Below are 17541 nucleotides of genomic sequence, written 5' to 3' on the forward strand. Positions count from 1 at the left end.
CCAGGGGCTATATGATTATTACAATGTTTAAACCTTGGCTTATACTTGCTTGGGGTGCAATGCCTCAAGCATTCGTTTTTTTACTCTATCTAAGTCTGTATTTGTAAGATTGGAGCCCGAAGGCAGGCATAGACCATTCTCAAACAAGCGTTCGCTGGTTCCATCGCCATAAAAAGGGGCGTCAGCAAAAACAGGCTGCAGGTGCATTGGCTTCCATAGCGGCCTTGATTCGATATTATCCTGCTCCAGGTGCAAACGCAGGGTTTCTCTATCTATCTCACCGCCCTCAATCATAACGGTGCTAAGCCATCTGTTAGAGTAGTAGTCTTCATTGGGCTCCTCAGCAAAACGCATGGAATCAACCCCGGCAAAGGTTTCCTTATAAAACTCATAATTGCTGCGGCGCTTTTCTACACGCTGCGGAAGCACCTCCATCTGTCCGCGGCCAATACCCGCGCAAATATTGCTCATGCGGTAGTTATAGCCAATATGCGAGTGCTGGTAATGCGGGGCGTTATCCCGGGCCTGCGTAGCCAGAAAACGCGACTGCTTTATCCATTCCTCATTTTTAGAGATCAGAGCTCCTCCGCCTGATGTGGTAATGATTTTATTACCGTTAAAGGAAAGTATGCTCATGGCCCCAAACGTACCCAGCTTCTGCCCTTTGTATGATGAGCCTAAGGCCTCCGCGGCGTCTTCTACGACAGGTATTTCATACTTGTCAGCGATGGCCATGATGCGGTCCATCTGCGCGGGCATGCCATAAAGATGAACGACAATGATGGCTTTGGGCTTTTTGCCCAAAGCTAACCGGTCCTGAATAGCTGCCTCCAGGTGCTCCGGCGACATGTTCCAGGTCTGCTCCTCGCTGTCTACAAACACCGGTGTAGCACCCTGGTAGGCAATGGGGTTGGCAGAGGCCGAGAAGGTCATTGTCTGACAAATTACCTCGTCACCGGCCTTTACACCAAGTATGATTAAGGCCAAATGCAGGGCAGCCGTACCTGAGCTTAGCGCTGCCACATGTACATCCTCTCCTAAATAAGCGGCAATATCTTCTTCAAGACCATTTACGTGTGGGCCCAAAGGTGCAATCCAGTTGGTTTCGAAGGCCTCTTGCACGTATTTAAACTCGTTATCGCCCATGTGTGGCGAAGAGAGCCATATTTTTTCGTTCATATTAACAATGTTTTATAATCTTTGATGGGTTGCCAACAGCTACTACTTTATCTGGCAAGTCGCGGATAACAACTGCCCCGGCACCTACGGTACACCATTTCCCTATACGCACGCCCGGCACCACCACTGCTCCGGCGCCAATCCAACTGCCCTCGCCTACGTGCACGTTACCGCATAGCACCGCGCCGGGCGAGATATGCGCGAAGTCACCGATCACGCAATCATGATCTACTTTAGCACTGGTATTTATAATGGCATGCTTGCCAACTACGGCATCAGCTTGTAAGATAGCGCCCTGCATGACCACGGTTCCTTCTCCCACCCGCGCTGTTGGCGACAAGATAGCAGTTTTATCAACAGCAGTTCCGAAACGCACGTCAAGTTGTTGGGCAATTTTCTGCCTGATCTGGTTGTGGCCAATGCTAATGATGAATGGTTGCTCCAGCTTTTCACCTGGTTTATACTTTCCCAGCACGGGCAGCCCTGAGAGCTCCTTTAGCTCCGGGTTGTCATCAAACAGACCCTCAACAGCTACTCCTGCTCCTTGCAGGATATCGATAATCACTTTTGCATGCCCGCTGGCGCCGTAGAGATACATGGGATGAGTTTGGAAGTTAGAAAGTTAAAAAGTTAGAGCGTTTAGATTATTCTGTAGGGACAGGTCGCCACCTGTCCGAATCGTTCCCTTGTCACTTCATACAATCATCTTCGCTGGTGCGAGCTTGTAGCTCGTACCTTACATCTTAACGAAGTACGAGCTACAAGCTCGCACCAGCGGAGGTATACTTTAAGTCACTGCCTTCTGCGCGGACAGGTCGCAACCTATCCCTACTACATACGCACCTAAAGTTACTGCTTATTGCCCTGAAACTTAGGCATGGTTGCTACACCTTCAGCACTAATTCCTTCTGATTTAAAAATCTTGTAAATGGTGAGGAAGATGATTTTTAGATCCAGCCATGGCGAGAGGTTATCCACGTACCATACATCATACCTGAACTTCTCGCTCCAGCCAATGGCATTTCGGCCGTTTACCTGAGCCCAACCTGTTATGCCGGGGCGCACCTCGTGCCTGCGGCTTTGCACCGTATCATATAAAGGCAGGTACTCGACCAACAATGGCCGTGGGCCGATAAGCGACATGTCGCCTTTAATAACGTTCAGCAACTGCGGAATTTCATCAAGCGAGGTTTTACGCACGAACTTCCCGACAGCTGTAAGGCGCACCTCATCCGGCAACAAATTGCCTTGCGCATCCCGTTGGTCGTTCATGGTTTTATACTTGATTACCCTGAATATCTTACCGCCTTTGCCCGGGCGTTGCTGCAGGAAAAACGGGCTGCCCTGGTTGGCAATATACAGCAACACCGTTACAACCAGGAAGACAGGGAACAGCAGCAAAAAAGCCACTAGGCTAAGTATAAAATCGAAAATGCGTTTAAGGAAATTACGGTATAGCCAGTTCATGCTTGCTTAAATGTTCTTGGTACTCCTGATACAGCAATCCCCAGAAATGCTGCTGGTCGTAGCGATCAACGATCATACGGCGGGCGTTAGCTTGCAGATGCGCATACAGTGCTTTATCTGCCAACAATTGCTCCATCGCCTCCTTCAGTTTTTCCATGTTTTTCGTAGGGATGATCAGGCCATTCTCCCCTTCCACTATTATTTCGTTGCAGCCGTTAATATTCGTTACGATGCTTGGCAGATGGAAACACCCTGCCTGCATGGGCACGTTCGGGAAGCCCTCACGGTACGATGGGAAAGCCAGCGCCTGACTTATGGCCAGGTATGGCCGCACATCATTTTGATACCCCACAGAAAGTATGGCTGGGTTAGACTCAATTTCCTGAAGCGTTTCAGGTGGCAAAGGATCCAGATCCTGCTCCAAAGGCCCAACCAGCAGCAGCTTGGCCTGGCTATACTTTGTATGCAGTGCCTTGAAAGCATCAACCAGTTCTCGGATGCCCTTATCTTTTACAAGCCGGCCAATAAATACAAATACAAAATCATCCGGCTGAATGCCTACGTTTTTTTTCAGTTGTACCAGCTTTTCGGGCTCCAGGGCTTCTGTAGCGAAGAATTCTGTGTTGATGCCGTTGCTGCTTCCGTTGCCTATAACTTTCACTTTAGCGGGCTCGCAGAAACCACTGCTAAGTATAAAATCTTTTAAGACCGTCGAGTTCGGGTATACTTTGGTGGCGCAGGCATAGGTTAGCTTCTCCACGGCATTTAACACCACGCGTTTGGCGCCAGTTGCTTCCATAAGGGGTAGTCCGGCCACCGTGTGCAGGCGAACCGGAACACCGGCTAGTTTTCCGCCAAGCATCCCAATAATGCCCGCCTTCGGAGTATGCGAATGTATGATCTCCGGTCTATGCTGCTTGCAAAGTTTGTAAAAAGCCCACAAAGATTTCAGATCCTGCAGCGGCGTTACCTTTCGGGTCATTGGCACCAGCACGTGCGCACATGCTTGCTCTTCTATCACAGCTTTCTTTTCCGGACCATCCGCTGAAATCATGATCGGCTCAAAGCCACGGGAGCGCATATAGGGCAGCTGCCCCGTAATTAGCTTCTGCAGAGAAAGCGGTACTGTTGTTATGCGGAAAAGTTTTGCCATAATTACCCCACCCCGGCCCTCCCCTAAGAATAGGGGAGGGTGGAGAAATTTAAGTTTTTACAAAGTTAATGATAAAGCAACAGGTTAAAAATTCTCCTCCTTAGACAAGGAGGAGTAGGTGTGGTTGGCTACTACCTCGCCACAGTAGTCTTTAAACTCTCCTTCTGTATATACTCCTGAATCTCCTGCATGGTCATACTTACCATGCCGTATTTTTGCTGCAACTGCTTAAAGTGATTAATGATCACCTGCAAGTCAGCCATACTTTTCTCAGGGTAGTCGCCGAAGTTGTGCGGGTGCCACCACAGATGATAACATTCCTGGCGTTTAGCCGCCTCAGTCATCTCGTTCAGGATACGCTTTAACCGCAATTTATTAAGTACCTCCTTGGAGCCGTTTACTGGCCTTAGAAAACGACTGGCGGGTATAGCCAAGGGCAAGCCCTCCTCACGCTTTAGGGCAGACAGTGGGAAAGAAGTTCGCTGCCCAAGCGGGAAATAACCATCGCCGGTCCGGAAAATCTTATTCAAAAGCTTATCTCCTACCGTATCTTCCCAGAACCAGTCTTTTGGGTTAGACCTTACACTGGTAATTCCTTCCTCATAACATACCTGCAGGTACTCACGGTTAAACTGGTTACGGGGGAATACCAGAGACCTAAGTTCTCCGAATCCTTTTTCTGAGGCTATCTTTTTAGCAGCCCTGATATCGCTTCTAAATTGCGCTATGTCCTGGCCCTCCTCCTTGCAGTAGTAATGGCTAAATGTGTGTGTAGCCAGTTCCTGCAAAGGAGTCTTAGAGATCCGGTCCACCAACTCAGGGGCAAAGAAATTAGAGTCAAGCGAATGGTCTGCGCCGTATACCTCTTTTAAACGATATGCAGAAAGCATATAGTTTTGATACGCCGGTTGAATTTCGGGCATCGTTTTCTGCCACTCCTCCCAATCCTTGGCAAAAAGCATTCCAACCGTAGCCCAGGTTACATGTATCTCTTCCTTGGCAAATACATCCAGCAACTGAGGGATAATTTTACGGGTGTTACTAAAGTAACGCTGTTTCTCCTTCAGAACTACTTTATCGAACACGCCCCAGTATAGCTCAAAGTCCAGGGATATGGTAAAGGTGGGGATGTTATGCATTAGACTAATCTTAACCGTTTACGTGGTGTTGTGACCATGGCTTCGCCCTCTTCTGTAATGCCTGTTTTCTTCCGGTGCTTATACTCCATAAAAGCAAGTATAATAAAGAAGAAAAAATACATTACCATGCTCTTCTGCCTGATCACAATGCCTAGGTTTGCCATAACCATAGATAGCGCAATGGAAGAAGAGATGAACGTAACTAAACTCATCTTAACCAGCGAAGAAGACTTCTTTAGAAATGAAATAAAGTCCTTATCTACCAGTTTCCAGACCAAGGCCAGGTAGAATAAGTTCTCCACAGAAATGTATAAACCTAACGCCCCGGGCGCATCAAAAAACAGTGGCCTAAACCAGAAGGTAAAAAGCTTTAAAGGCAGTGGGTAACTATTTATGTCTACTCCTGACCCGGCACTATCCAAGCGGTTAGCCTGAACCTGCGAGAAGTTCTGAAAGCTATCCAACACATTATTTTCATCCAGCTTGGCAAAAGCCAGAATTTGATCATACATTAAAGCTAAACCACCTATAAAAGCGACATACACTAAAGCCTTTTGGTAGAATGGCACCTTCTCATTACCTGTAATATAACCACCAACGGCACCTATGCCTAAAAACAAGAACATGTGCGGCCTTACATGGTAGACAATAAGGGAACCTACCAGCAACGTTAAGATCCTTTTTTGTGGCGCAACAAGGCCGTAGGCAAACATGGCTATTCCTAAGAAAATTAAAGAACCCTTACCTAAGGATGCCGTCCAAAAGTGCATGTTAGGCAAAAAAAGCAATAGCATGATCAAGTCATAACCATAGAATTTAAGTGATGACTTAACCTGCTCTTTAAAGAAAATATAAAAATATATAAAACCCAAGTAGCCAAACCAGGCAAACAGCACCATAGCCATTTCATAGCTAAACCCTAATGAGTTAATGAAAGGAAATGAAACAAAGTCTATAAATCTAGTACCTGTCTGATAAATGCTTACCCACGATGTGTAAACAAAATCTGAAGCGGCTCTTTTGTAGTATGCTTCAGAATCTGAGCGATTTATAACAGCATACAGGTAATATATTAAAGCAAATAGCGTATGCCACCAATATAAGTTGGTCAGGAGCTTAAGTTTAATAAAAGGGTACTGCTTTTTGAAGTAACCTAATATAACCTGGCTGATGAAATAGAGAAAAATAATTAGTAGGATCGCACCAATCATATTAAAACAACTCCATATCGCCTAAGGCATATCCCCAATTTGATGCCTCTACTAACGCATTGAATTCAGAATCTGGGAGCCCAACATTACGCAGTGTTACAATGGGTCCTTTGTTTACAACAGGTATAAAACCAAAAACGGGATACTTCTTGCCGACTAACTCAAAATGCCTGCCTGAGGCAGATGTTAGAAAGCAAGCCTTGCTAACTTCACGAAATTGCCGGTTCAGCTCTTTTTTTGCTTTTAGGTCAAACACGGCATCATTTATAAACAGATCCACCACTCGCATTTCTGAGCCAAAGCTGTGCTTTTTGATCCTAAAGAACAGTACAAAGGATCGATGATCCGAAAGGAAATGATAATCGAAAAGCGGGTTGTTTTGGTAACGCCAACTTATGTATTCCGGAGAAAGAAACGTATGAATTTGCCCTGTATTTGAAATAGGATTACTGAATTGGGGTAGTGCTGCAGAAAGCCGCACCCAGTTCTGATCAGGAATAACAGGTAATTTGTCTTTTTTGTAAGCAAAGGGATTCACTTTAAGTTTTAGTGCCATTCGCCCTTGCTCCACCCAACCCATTTTCAGGTAACCGGGCTTACTGTTATCGTTTGGGGTATTGTACACTAAATGTATCCCATCCTTCTTAGCGTCTTCTAAACCCTGTAGGGTCAGTTTCTTAAAAATACCTTTTCCCTGGTAGTCTGGGTGGGTGGCTGTGTCTACTGCGCGGATAGCTTGTAGTATCTTGCCTTTGTATGCCCACTGCCATTTTAAAAAAGCACGAACTCCGACTACCTTTCCATCTTCTTCTGCCACTAGGACCGGAGAAGCACCATGTGGGTTCTCTATATGTTTCCAGTTCCATAAGCGCTCCGACTTCTGTATCAGCCCTTCGCCTAGAGAAGACTTTAACAGTTCTACAATAGCTGGGATATCTGCTTCTGTTCCTTTTCTTATCTGCATTGTAATATTAATCCAACTTTTTCACCTCACCCGGCCCCCTCCTAAAAGCAGGAGGAGGTGATCAAATATGTCAGTGTGACCTATTGTTGATATTCTTATGTTAAACATTTACCTTAAATAGGTAAATATTTGCCCAGCCCACGAGTAGAATTATTTACTACTATCTCCCTCCCCTGTTTTTAGGGGAGGGCTGGGGTGGGGTTTTCAGATACAAATATAGCTCTTCTAGCTGCTTTGCCATTTTGTTTATGCTGAAATCAGACTGCACCCGGGCACGGGCTCCTACGGCCAGCCGCGCAGTTAGATCCGGATTCTGCAGCACCTTTACTCCCATATCTGCTAATTGGTTGTATTCATCCACCTCACAAAGCAAGCCGCTCTCCCCTTCTTTCACAACTTCTGCTACACCTCCTGCCTTGGTACTTATTACAGCGCAGCCACAGCTCATGGCTTCCAGCAAGGCAATAGGTAAGCCTTCAAAGACAGAAGACATCATGTATACATCCATTGCGCTAAAATAGGGCTTTACATCTGTTTTTAACCCAGGCATATGCAGGCGTTCTGTTATGCCTAACAGCTTCCTTTTAGCCAGTAGCTCCTCTTTCAAAGGTCCATCGCCCACAATAATAAAATGTGCCTCAGGCACTCTCTTCAGTATCTCGGCAGCTATTTCCATCCAGATATCCAGGCGCTTCTGAAACCGGAACACGGAAACAGTACCAATAACCGGGGCACCCGCCGGAATGCCAAGCTCCTCCCGTATCTGCAGACCAGCCTGAATATCCCTTGTAAAATGAGTAGTGTTAACACCATTCAGAATGTTAAGCAAGTATGGCCCCTTAACATTAGCATTTATTTGGGTGTCTTTAGGCGCTATTATACTTATCTTCTTAAATGCTAAGCCAGCATTCTTACGTATAGACTGCTGCACATCATCCGACACGGCAACCGCAGCATCCTGCCAACCGAAACTTAGCTTGTTCAGCCAATACGTAACCTTATTATAACGCTCCCACTTGTTATGCTCTGTGTAAACAACCGGTACGCCTGTTTTCTTGCCAACCAGCCTTGCAATAACACCAGCCCAAGGCAGGTGGCTATGAATGACATTAATATTGTTTTCCAGCACATAACGGCTGATCTCCCCTACTCGCTGAAACATCTGCAGGTTGTTGTTCGCCTTAAAGCAGATCGTTTTAGCTCCTTGTGACTCAATAGCAGGTACCATCTGGTCTTTCCAGGGGAGGAAATAAGCAAAATGAAAATCGAATTGCTCCCGGTCATGTACCTTAAGCGTTTCTGGCAGTAGCATTTCGGCTCCGCCGCGCCCCAGGGATTTGATCAGGTGAAGAACTTTTGTTTTATGATCTAACACGAATTATACGAATTAATGATGCTCGAGCCATTGGCTTAAATAATTCTGGCAAGAGGTGAGTTTGAGAATTAAGCCAGACTGTTTCCAGAAATCACACATTCATAGGCCTCTTTAAACCTTGCTGCAATTAGGGAATTCATATACTCTGAAGTAACCAGTTTATGGGCATTTTCGATTTTTAGCTCAACAGCTTCACCACCTTCCAAAACTTCCTTTACCGCATTGGTAAAACCTAACGTGTCCCCTTTTTCAATGAGCCATCCGGTGTTCTTAGTTATTACTTCACTAATCCCTCCTACATTGTTTGCAACAGCCGGCGTTTTACAGTACATCGCTTCTAAAATAACACCTGGTAAGCCTTCAATTAAGCTTGGCATCAGGAAAGCGGATGCATGTTTCAAAACTTGCAAAACGTCGTTTCTATAACCAGCAAAAAGTATCCTATCCTTACTGGATAAAGCAGCCGTTTTACGTTCTAACTCTGCTCGCAGGCGGCCATCCCCAATGATGATCAGAAACACTGTCGGATCATTTTTAGCAATAGAATCAAAAATATTTATCAGGGCCTTATGGTTTTTCTCTGGCACCAGGCTCCCTATATTTACAAGCACTCTAAACCTGGAATAAATATCCTTTAGGTCTACGGGTGGCTCAGAGGGTATTTCTTGTTCCTCAACTCCTATGGGAATTGTCTTGATTTTAGTAGATGGGAAATTAAAGGTCTGTTTAAAGTCTTTCTCGCAAAGCTGGCTTACCGATATAACAGCTTCCAAATGCTTCACAAAAAAACTATTTAATAAACGTTTGGACTTAGTAGTTATGAAATCCCCCATTTTATTGGCATTTCTAAAAACTATAGGTACATCCCATCTGTAGATGATCTTACTTAAGACTGCAAACTTTAAAGTATCACCTGCATTAGCCTGGATCAGATCTGGTTTTTCTTGATCAATTAAATCAGCAAACATCTTCCAAGCTTTCAGATCAAAAAAACGATTGTTTAATGGTCGTTGCAAGTGTGTTATCTTACCCCTGAAGGGAAGTTCTGAAGTACCAGTAAATATAGAAATCATATGAACTTCTACATCTGATTTTTGTAATTGATTGGAGAGTTGTGAAGCAAAAATTTCGGCACCTCTAAGTTGAGGCTTTTGTACTAGTTGAAGTATTTTCATGCACAGCAGATATCAAACTTTTATTACAAATGACAAAACTCTTGCCTTCTAAAATCTTCATAAATTACTTTTATTATACAAGCTCTAAATTTTAGTATGTTTACAATTAAGAATTTATACAAGTTTTATAAAACTCTATATGCTGCCGGGCAATTAAGTTAATATCGTATTTTTTCAAAGCTTCTTTCTGTGCATCTTTTGCCATTGTAACCATGTGGTCACTATTGTTTATAGCGTAAATCATAGCTTCTTCGATAGACTCTATATCTCCCACCTTAAAAAGATATGCTGATTTAAGATGTTCAACAGCCTCTTTATTCATTTCTATGTCAGAAGCAACAATTGGTATACCAGCTAACATAGCCTCAACTATGGCACCACTAAATCCTTCATAGTGAGAAGGGAATACAAATACATCACATTTATTGAGGTATTCGCCAACATTATTGATGTTCCCTAATAAAGTAACTTTATCTTGCAAATTGTTTCTATTTATGTATTCCTCTAGTGTAAATCTAAACTTCCCCTCACCTGCAATTAAAAGCTTAGTATTAGGATATTTTTCTTGTACTCTATGATAGGCCATAAGGAGATCTAACTGACCTTTGCTCTCTAGCAATCTACCAACAGTAACAAACTCACATTGTGATTTTGCAGATAATGTGTTGCGCTCTAAAGAGTTCTTATAGAGAGACACCTCTCTTCCCCTATATATTACATCAATTTTGCTTTCATCCAGCAATAAATTTCTTGCATTACTTTTCTTTATACTGTGAGAATTTGCAAGAAACTTATAACAGTACTTTGCAGTGAACACATTAAGTACCCAAAACAAGCCAATTTTTAACTTCATTGAGTATGATAACCTACTAAGGGCACTACTAGAGTAAGTATCACTTACAAAATTGCTAACAATTTTAATTTTTAGTCGCTTACAAACTATTCTTGATATAATGTCTGATCTATAGAGCGTAGAAACAACCAAATCAGGTTGTTCACTCTGACAGAGTTGTGAAAACAACTTGATTGCTTTGTTGAAAGAATATTTACCATCTATATCAAAGCACTTCAGTTTGATGCCTGCTATTTCAAAGCTCTTTTTTAAGTCGTACTTATTATAGAATACAACAACAGTTATATCAAACTCTTGAGACAATCGTGAAACAATATCTAAAGTGCTTTTCTCTGCCCCTCCAGTTTGTAATGTGTCTATAGTAAAAAATATTTTCCCCTTTTGCATTATTTTTCAAGAGAGCTAGATTTTAAAACTCTCTTCTTCCCAACTTTGTAAAGAACCCATCAATTAGACCATCTGAAACAATTTTAGTAAGTTTAAAACTGTATCTTAAATCTCCATACTTAAGACTCGCAATAGATTTAGCTATTTTCCTTATTGCAATCGCTATACTAGCAGAATAATATTTGTTACTCTTTGTTATAGAAATTAGATTTCTGGTACTATAATACTCCCTCCATAGGGCTCGATTTTTAATTTTGATACCAGCTTTTCGAGTATAATTTATTCTACCAGAGTGTTCCCTGTACTGTAAGAATAAAGATGTATTGACAATTGATTTATAACCTGCAGCTTTCATCTTCAAGTCAAAATCTAGTTCTTCAAAACCAAAAAATAATTTCGTTTCAGGTAATACACCTGACTTGATGGCTTCACCACTTACTATTTTACATACTCCTCCAGCTATATTATCAACCTCTAAATATTTGTTTTGGCGTAAAATTTCATTCGGGATTCTTTCTACAACACCTTTTGTCTGATTAAATTTATGACCAACAGCGCCTAGTTGACCACATTTGTTAGGATATTCCTTCAATGTTTCAAATAACATTTCGAAACTTTTATCAATTATTGGAGGGTCATCATCATCACCCCAAAATATCCATTGATATCCCTCCCCGGCTAACGTTTCTAATCCAATCTTCGCAGCTCCTGCAGGCCCAGAATTATAACCAACTTTTAAATATTCTAAGTCTTCACCTAGCTTTTTTCCAATAAATAAGGCTTCAGTGTTATCTGAAATACTATTATCTACGATAAGAATTTTCTTTGGTGGATAAGTTTGATTCCGAAGCGACTCTATGGTCTTGATTAAAACATCTGGCCGCTCAAAAGTCATAATAAATGCAGCAAAATCTTTTTCTGTCTCTTTATTCATATCTGCACATTCATCTATAGCAAATACCTTACAAGGCGTACGTAGTTGATATAGGAGCCAGGGTTATACTTTATGGCCTTTATCATATATGTTAGACTATCCTTTCGCTGTTTTAATTTGTAACTAGCAAAAGCACTAATTGCATAAAAGTTTGAGATTCCTCTTTTATCACTATTACTCATAAAGTCGTGGTGCTTTTCAATAAATCTTAAATTACCATGTCTTATTTTTTCCCAATTTGTCCTTATACGATCTCCCTCATGTACATTGATTTGAACCAAAGGTTTTTCAATCGGTAAAACCTTTAGCTTTTTACCTTTGAGTACTATCATCAGACGAAATCCTAAATCTGTATGTTGATTAGCACTCATCTGACTATCATACTTTCCTACCTCAAAAAACAAGTCTTTACGAATGAAGAAAGAACCTGCAGTAAATTTTAGCCTTTGATTATTCCCAAATATACTTGTTTCGAATAGAGGGTCTTCAATTATTTTTTTCCCATTTTCAAAACTTCTTAATGCAGCAACACATATCAAGCCTGTATCAGAAAGTATTTGTAAAGACACTTGTTCTAGCCAGTTCTCTAGGGCTATGTCATCACTATCAAGGAAAACTAAAAAACTACCTACAGCACAATCAGCACCTACGTTTCGACTATCAGCTGCACCTGAATTTTCCTTTTTTATATACTTTATTCTTGAATCTGTAGTATATGCTTTTACAACATCTGCGGTATGGTCTACAGAACCATCATCGATTATTAACAACTCCCAATCAGCAAATGTCTGATCCAAAACGCTTTGAATCATTTCAGGAAGTAAATCAGCTCTGTTATAGGTTGGTGTAATAATTGAGAACAAAGGCATATTATTAATTATGTGAGTTGGCTGATCTAAAAGGATATCACTGAACTGTGACCGTTTTTGCCTTTATCGTTAAGTAGATAATACGAGGCCAATAAGCTACAAGATTGATAAAACCTTTGGGGTACCCCTTATACAATGTAAAGAAATGGTTGCGAAAGAATTTTCTAATTAAGTAGGTCCTAACATGCCTATTAAATTTTCTTGTCCCAATCAATTGGTAAGCGTAAAACCTAGCCATCGCTGCATGATAAAAGTACTTTCCACTTTTATTCTTCGCGCTACTCATAGAGCCTATGTGAGTTCTGATATAAATTAGGTTTTTGTTAGTTACAGAAATTCGGAATGATGGATTTAATGATAACTTAATATTAAACAACCACTCTTGAGAATTATGGATTCTTTCATCGAATGGAGATGTATCTTCAAAAATAGATTTCTTCCACAGGCCACAGGCTGTCTGCCATTTCAATTCGCCAATGACTAAATCATCCGTAATGTTTACAGATGTTAATATATCTGACCAAGATTTGTTAAGTAATTCAATTTTTCCATTACTATCCTTAAAAAATTGTGCGTTACAAAAGTTAACGGTTGCATCTCCATTTTGAATGCCATTCAATTGTATATGTAAGCAATTTAAATCGAGTAAATCATCTGAATCAAGCCACTTAACATATTCTCCTGATGCAAGTTGCAGACCGTAATTCCTGCAAGCATTAGCGCCTTTAGGCGTATCAGATGGCCTCTGCATATAAGAGATTCTATTATCAATCTGTGTAAATTCATTGACAATAATTTTAGTATTATCACTTGATCCATCATCAACAACTATAAGCTCCCAAAATTTATAGCTTTGAGCTATCACACTTTTAATTGTTTCAGATATAAGATTACCTCTATTAAAAGTTGGTACTATGATTGAAATTTTGGGTGTATATACTTCAACTTTCACTTATTCACTTTATCGAATTATAAAACTTTTTTTAACAATTACGACTTGAACTTATAAATATATTCGAAAGCTAATTTAGTCTGCTTACGTCTATACAAATGATTATCACCTTCTTATGATTTTATAATGTGTCACAACCCAAGACTTAAGTAATTTAGCACTCAAATTAAAGTATCTATAAGATTTAATATATGACTTAATTATGCTTACTACATCTTTTTCATTTTTTGACAAAAATACTTTTCTAGCGAAAATTTTTGTTTTAATTAAGTTCTTATATTTCTGGTCTATTACTAACAATAATTTTTCGTATGTCTTTAAAATTTGAAGTTGTTTGTATTTTTCATTTTGCAAACTCCAGACCCCGCCAGAATGTACTCTGTAAGCGGAGTGGGCTATCCCTTCGACAAACTTTGCTTTACCATATTGCCCTAACAGAGCAAATATAAATATATCAACATTAGGAACATCCTTGATAGTATCTGGATATTCTTCAATTAAGCCATTTCTAAATAGAACTGTATTGGTTGGTATTAGTTGGCCACTAATAATATTTTCACTCGATAAAATTTTCTTACATTTCTGACCAAGTCTTTCCTCCTTTACTATCTTGTTGTACTCATCTACTATTCTACAATCATGAAATGCGATGACATAATCATTATGTTCGTTCAAAAATTGTACTTGTTTTTGCAGCTTATATTTGTCTATCCAATAATCATCACCTTCACATAAAGCGATATACTTACCCTCACACTTTTTGATCGTATCTATCCAGTTGCCTACCATCCCTATATTTGTGGGACTCCTATAATATTTTATCTTATCCTTATATTTATCAGCATAATACAAGCAAATATCACTTGTACCATCAGTAGAGCAGTCGTCTCCTATTATTATTTCAATTGATCCATTTGTTACCTGATTCAAAGCACCTTCAATTGCTTGCGCAATAAAATTTTTATGGTTATAAGTAATAATACAAACAGATACTTGTTTGATTCTATTCATCTACTATCAGTTGTAGTGATACAAAAACCTTTTTCCCTGTTTGTTTATCTATATAATATGCATTTTTATAGGTGCCATGGGTTAAAGCTCTTAATTTATCAAGTATCTCTTCCATTGTGCCTTTTTGCTCTAAGTCTAGAAGTAAAAAGTTATTAAAATCTTTTTTTAGATATAAGTTTCCCTTTTCTTCAGGTCTTATTTTATTATAATTGCCATTAATTATTTCAGTAAAATGCTTTTCTAGTAACTCTAACTCTTTTTTTACAACTCTATTATAAAGTGTTAAAGAGGTATCCCATGAATATTGTGGGACTATTTCTCTAGCTATTATAGCTCCGTTATCAAGCTCTTCATCCATCTCATGGATTGTAGCACCAACAGGTATTTTGTGGATGATAGCAAAAACTTGAGGATACCAACCTCTGTTGATAGGGTTATATCCTGGATGAATGTTGATACATCTCACCGAATTAACTAACACAGCTGGAAACAATTGTTTACAGTGAGCGGAAATCACTAAATCATAAATAGCAATGATTTCTGAAACTCTTTGTTCAGACTTTAAATTTATAACAGTAATCTCACCTAATCCCGTAAAATCTTCCAAATTTGAAGAGGGACTAATTGCGTACTGTATATCAATTTTATCAGCACTCTTTTTGGCAATAGAATCGAATGATTTTAGGATATGTTGATTATCCGAAACAACCAATACCTTTTTTACCATAACTTAAATTTCAAATTATTATACATTCTAAGAGTATTCTTAAATAAGGTCGAGAACCATATGAAGATACCGCCTTTATAAGCTACTGATTATTTTACAAATTTTCTCCTGCTCCTCTTTTTCTAGATTTAAAAATAGTGGAAGACATAGGATACGCTTTGATATATCTTCCGACACAGGGCATGCTTGGTATGCCACCACCTTGGTATAAGTATTGATAGAAGGATAAAAGTACCTACGTGGGAAAATGTCAGATGTATTTAGTGCCTTCTCAACTTTTAAGAGTTGCTCCTCGCTCTCAAAAATGATAGGAAAATAGGAATAGTTAGTTTCTCCAACTTTTACATCCTGAAACTGTACTCCTTCTATGCAATTTAACAGCTCTCTATAATACTGGTACTTTTTCTTTCTATCTTCTAATACTTCATCGTAATATTTAAGATTGGCAAGACCTAGAGCAGCGTGCACTTCTGTTAGCTTTCCGTTGAAACCATCTTCCACAACGTCTTTGTTCTCATCGTGGCCAAAGAATCTAATTCTTTTGAGTTTAGCATCAAGTGCAGCATTAGTAGTAATACATCCTCCTCCCTCAGCTGTGTTCAAAAGCTTTGTAGCATGTAAGCTAGTAGCCGATATATCACCATAGTTTAATAAGCTTCTGCCTTCATATGAGGAACCAATAGCGTGTGCTGCATCATAGATTACTTTAAGATTATGCTTTTGAGCTATGGCAGCTATCGTCTCTACATCACAGGGGTTACCGAACACGTGAACGGGCATAATTGCCACCGTCTTATCCGTAATCAGAGCCTCAATTTTAGCCGGATCAATATTTAGTGTATCTGGATCAATATCACAAAACACAGGGGTGCAATCTTCCCATTTTATAGCACTTACTGTTGCCACCCATGTAAATGGTGTCGTAATAATTTCTCCTTTCAGCTCCAAAGCTTTAATTGCCATTTGAATAGCAATTGTGCCATTTGAAACCACAGTCATATAATCAAGATTTAACTTTGACTCTAAATCCTTTTCTAACTGTTGAACCAAAGGCCCATTGTGTGTTAATATCCCTCTCTCCCACACTCCTTTCAAGATTTCTACATACTCCTCTAACGGTGCAAGTGACGGTTGCGTCACAAATATTTTATTATCACTCATTTAGCCTTAGTTTTGATTTGTTCTAATAGTCTTGCTTGATTGATGTTGCTTTTATATTCAAAAGATTTAATCTCTGCAGGTTGCATTGAATGTGAAAAATACAACAGCATTTTCTTAAAGTGGTGGTCTGGCTCCAATACAATCTTTTCTTTACCCTGCTTCGTTTCTATAATCACTTCTGGTTTATATCCAGGAGGAGCTGTAAAAATTCGATTAGTATAAATCTTGCCTTCGCTACCCCATAGTTCAATGTTACACTGGTAAAAATGGTCAAACCCGAAAGCTATCTCAGCAAACTGTTTTCCATTCTTCTGCTTCAGATAAGCCCCTCCCCATATATCAACGGATGACTCTGCTTCATAATTCAAGTTAGAAGCAGCCACATCCAGATCTTCTCCTAAAAAGAGCTGAGCTATCTTCGTCGGATAAGCTGCAGCATCTAACAATGCACCACCCCCAAGTTCAGCCTGATACCGGATATTATCTTTATCCGCAAACGGAGGAAAACCAAAAGAGCTTCTCAAGCAACGTAGAGCACCAATTCTACCTGATTCTACTAATTCTTTAATAAATTCTAACTGGCTGTGAAAGCGAAACTGAAAATTCTCTAGTAACACTAAACCTTTTGATTCAGCTAATTCATTTAACTCCTGTACTTCTTGCAAATTACATCCCAGCGATTTTTCGACAAGTACATGAACATTTACTTCCAATGCCTTTTTCACCCATTCATAGTGCATAGAATTGGGCAGCGGGATATAAATTGCATCAAGCAACTCAGGCTTAAGGATAGCATCATAATCACTGAAAGCTCTTGTGTTGAATAATTTCGAAATTTCTTCAGATTTTTGTAGGGACCTGCTTGCGATACCTACCATCTCAAATTGATCCGGTAAATCTAAGATTGCAGGAATAATTGATCTTACTGCAATGTTAGCTGTACTGAGAACGCCTATCCTTATTTTCTTTTCTTTCATTTAATTT

General features: G+C 40.1%; 17 protein-coding genes. All 17 read right to left on the reverse strand.

Going from position 1 to position 17541, the window contains the following annotated elements; genetic code table 11:
• Window positions 1-39: 39 nt before the first annotated feature.
• The 17 genes from D1627_RS02640 to D1627_RS02720 all read right to left on the reverse strand — a co-directional run bounded on the left by D1627_RS02640 (window position 40) and on the right by D1627_RS02720 (window position 17534).
• A complete protein-coding gene (locus D1627_RS02640) occupies window positions 40-1179 on the reverse strand; it encodes a DegT/DnrJ/EryC1/StrS family aminotransferase (RefSeq protein WP_119430647.1) in 1140 nt (379 codons plus the stop codon).
• Window position 1180: 1 nt separating this feature from the next.
• Complete coding sequence (locus D1627_RS02645) at window positions 1181-1777, reverse strand: acetyltransferase (RefSeq protein ID WP_119430648.1); 597 nt, start codon at window positions 1775-1777, stop codon at window positions 1181-1183.
• Between the two features lie 251 nt (window positions 1778-2028).
• Entirely contained in the window at window positions 2029-2646 is a 618-nt protein-coding gene (locus D1627_RS02650) for a sugar transferase (protein WP_119430649.1), read from the reverse strand.
• The gene (locus D1627_RS02655) at window positions 2627-3799 is read right to left on the reverse strand and encodes a glycosyltransferase family 4 protein (RefSeq protein ID WP_119430650.1); all 1173 of its coding nucleotides are present in this window, start codon (window positions 3797-3799) and stop codon (window positions 2627-2629) included. The genes D1627_RS02650 and D1627_RS02655 overlap by 20 nt, the downstream gene beginning before the upstream one ends.
• A 131-nt stretch (window positions 3800-3930) precedes the next feature.
• Window positions 3931-4938, reverse strand: coding sequence for a polysaccharide deacetylase family protein (locus D1627_RS02660; protein ID WP_119430651.1), 1008 nt, complete (start codon window positions 4936-4938; stop codon window positions 3931-3933).
• Window positions 4938-5564 carry a hypothetical protein gene (locus D1627_RS18255; RefSeq protein WP_147383185.1) on the reverse strand — a complete coding sequence of 209 codons (627 nt, stop codon included), beginning with the start codon at window positions 5562-5564 and terminating at the stop codon, window positions 4938-4940. Before D1627_RS18255 ends, D1627_RS02660 begins: the two co-directional genes overlap by 1 nt.
• A 586-nt stretch (window positions 5565-6150) precedes the next feature.
• Window positions 6151-7113: a GNAT family N-acetyltransferase gene (locus tag D1627_RS02670; protein ID WP_119430653.1), complete on the reverse strand. Its 963-nt coding sequence runs from the start codon at window positions 7111-7113 to the stop codon at window positions 6151-6153.
• 160 nt (window positions 7114-7273) lie between these two features.
• Window positions 7274-8488, reverse strand: coding sequence for a glycosyltransferase family 4 protein (locus D1627_RS02675; protein WP_233555485.1), 1215 nt, complete (start codon window positions 8486-8488; stop codon window positions 7274-7276).
• A 68-nt stretch (window positions 8489-8556) separates the two neighbouring features.
• The gene (locus D1627_RS02680; RefSeq protein WP_119430654.1) at window positions 8557-9663 is read right to left on the reverse strand and encodes a glycosyltransferase family 4 protein; all 1107 of its coding nucleotides are present in this window, start codon (window positions 9661-9663) and stop codon (window positions 8557-8559) included.
• A gap of 106 nt (window positions 9664-9769) precedes the next feature.
• Window positions 9770-10903 (reverse strand): glycosyltransferase, encoded by a 1134-nt coding sequence (locus D1627_RS02685; protein ID WP_119430655.1) that lies wholly within the window; start codon window positions 10901-10903, stop codon window positions 9770-9772.
• A 22-nt stretch (window positions 10904-10925) separates the two neighbouring features.
• Window positions 10926-11837 (reverse strand): glycosyltransferase, encoded by a 912-nt coding sequence (locus tag D1627_RS02690; RefSeq protein WP_119430656.1) that lies wholly within the window; start codon window positions 11835-11837, stop codon window positions 10926-10928.
• A gap of 14 nt (window positions 11838-11851) precedes the next feature.
• Entirely contained in the window at window positions 11852-12706 is an 855-nt protein-coding gene (locus D1627_RS02695) for a glycosyltransferase family 2 protein (RefSeq protein ID WP_119430657.1), read from the reverse strand.
• Window positions 12707-12743: 37 nt separating this feature from the next.
• Window positions 12744-13658, reverse strand: a complete 915-nt coding sequence (locus D1627_RS02700; RefSeq protein ID WP_119430658.1) for a glycosyltransferase family 2 protein — start codon at window positions 13656-13658, stop codon at window positions 12744-12746.
• 105 nt (window positions 13659-13763) lie between these two features.
• On the reverse strand, window positions 13764-14669 hold the full coding sequence (locus D1627_RS02705) for a glycosyltransferase (RefSeq protein ID WP_119430659.1): 906 nt from the start codon (window positions 14667-14669) through the stop codon (window positions 13764-13766).
• Window positions 14662-15396 carry a dTDP-4-amino-4,6-dideoxyglucose formyltransferase gene (locus tag D1627_RS02710; protein ID WP_119430660.1) on the reverse strand — a complete coding sequence of 245 codons (735 nt, stop codon included), beginning with the start codon at window positions 15394-15396 and terminating at the stop codon, window positions 14662-14664. The genes D1627_RS02705 and D1627_RS02710 overlap by 8 nt, the downstream gene beginning before the upstream one ends.
• Before the next feature lie 75 nt (window positions 15397-15471).
• A complete protein-coding gene (locus D1627_RS02715; protein ID WP_119430661.1) occupies window positions 15472-16557 on the reverse strand; it encodes a DegT/DnrJ/EryC1/StrS family aminotransferase in 1086 nt (361 codons plus the stop codon).
• Window positions 16554-17534 carry a Gfo/Idh/MocA family protein gene (locus D1627_RS02720; protein ID WP_119430662.1) on the reverse strand — a complete coding sequence of 327 codons (981 nt, stop codon included), beginning with the start codon at window positions 17532-17534 and terminating at the stop codon, window positions 16554-16556. Before D1627_RS02720 ends, D1627_RS02715 begins: the two co-directional genes overlap by 4 nt.
• Window positions 17535-17541: the final 7 nt, after the last annotated feature.

The organism is Pontibacter oryzae, assembly GCF_003576375.1.
Lineage (GTDB): Bacteria > Bacteroidota > Bacteroidia > Cytophagales > Hymenobacteraceae > Pontibacter > Pontibacter oryzae.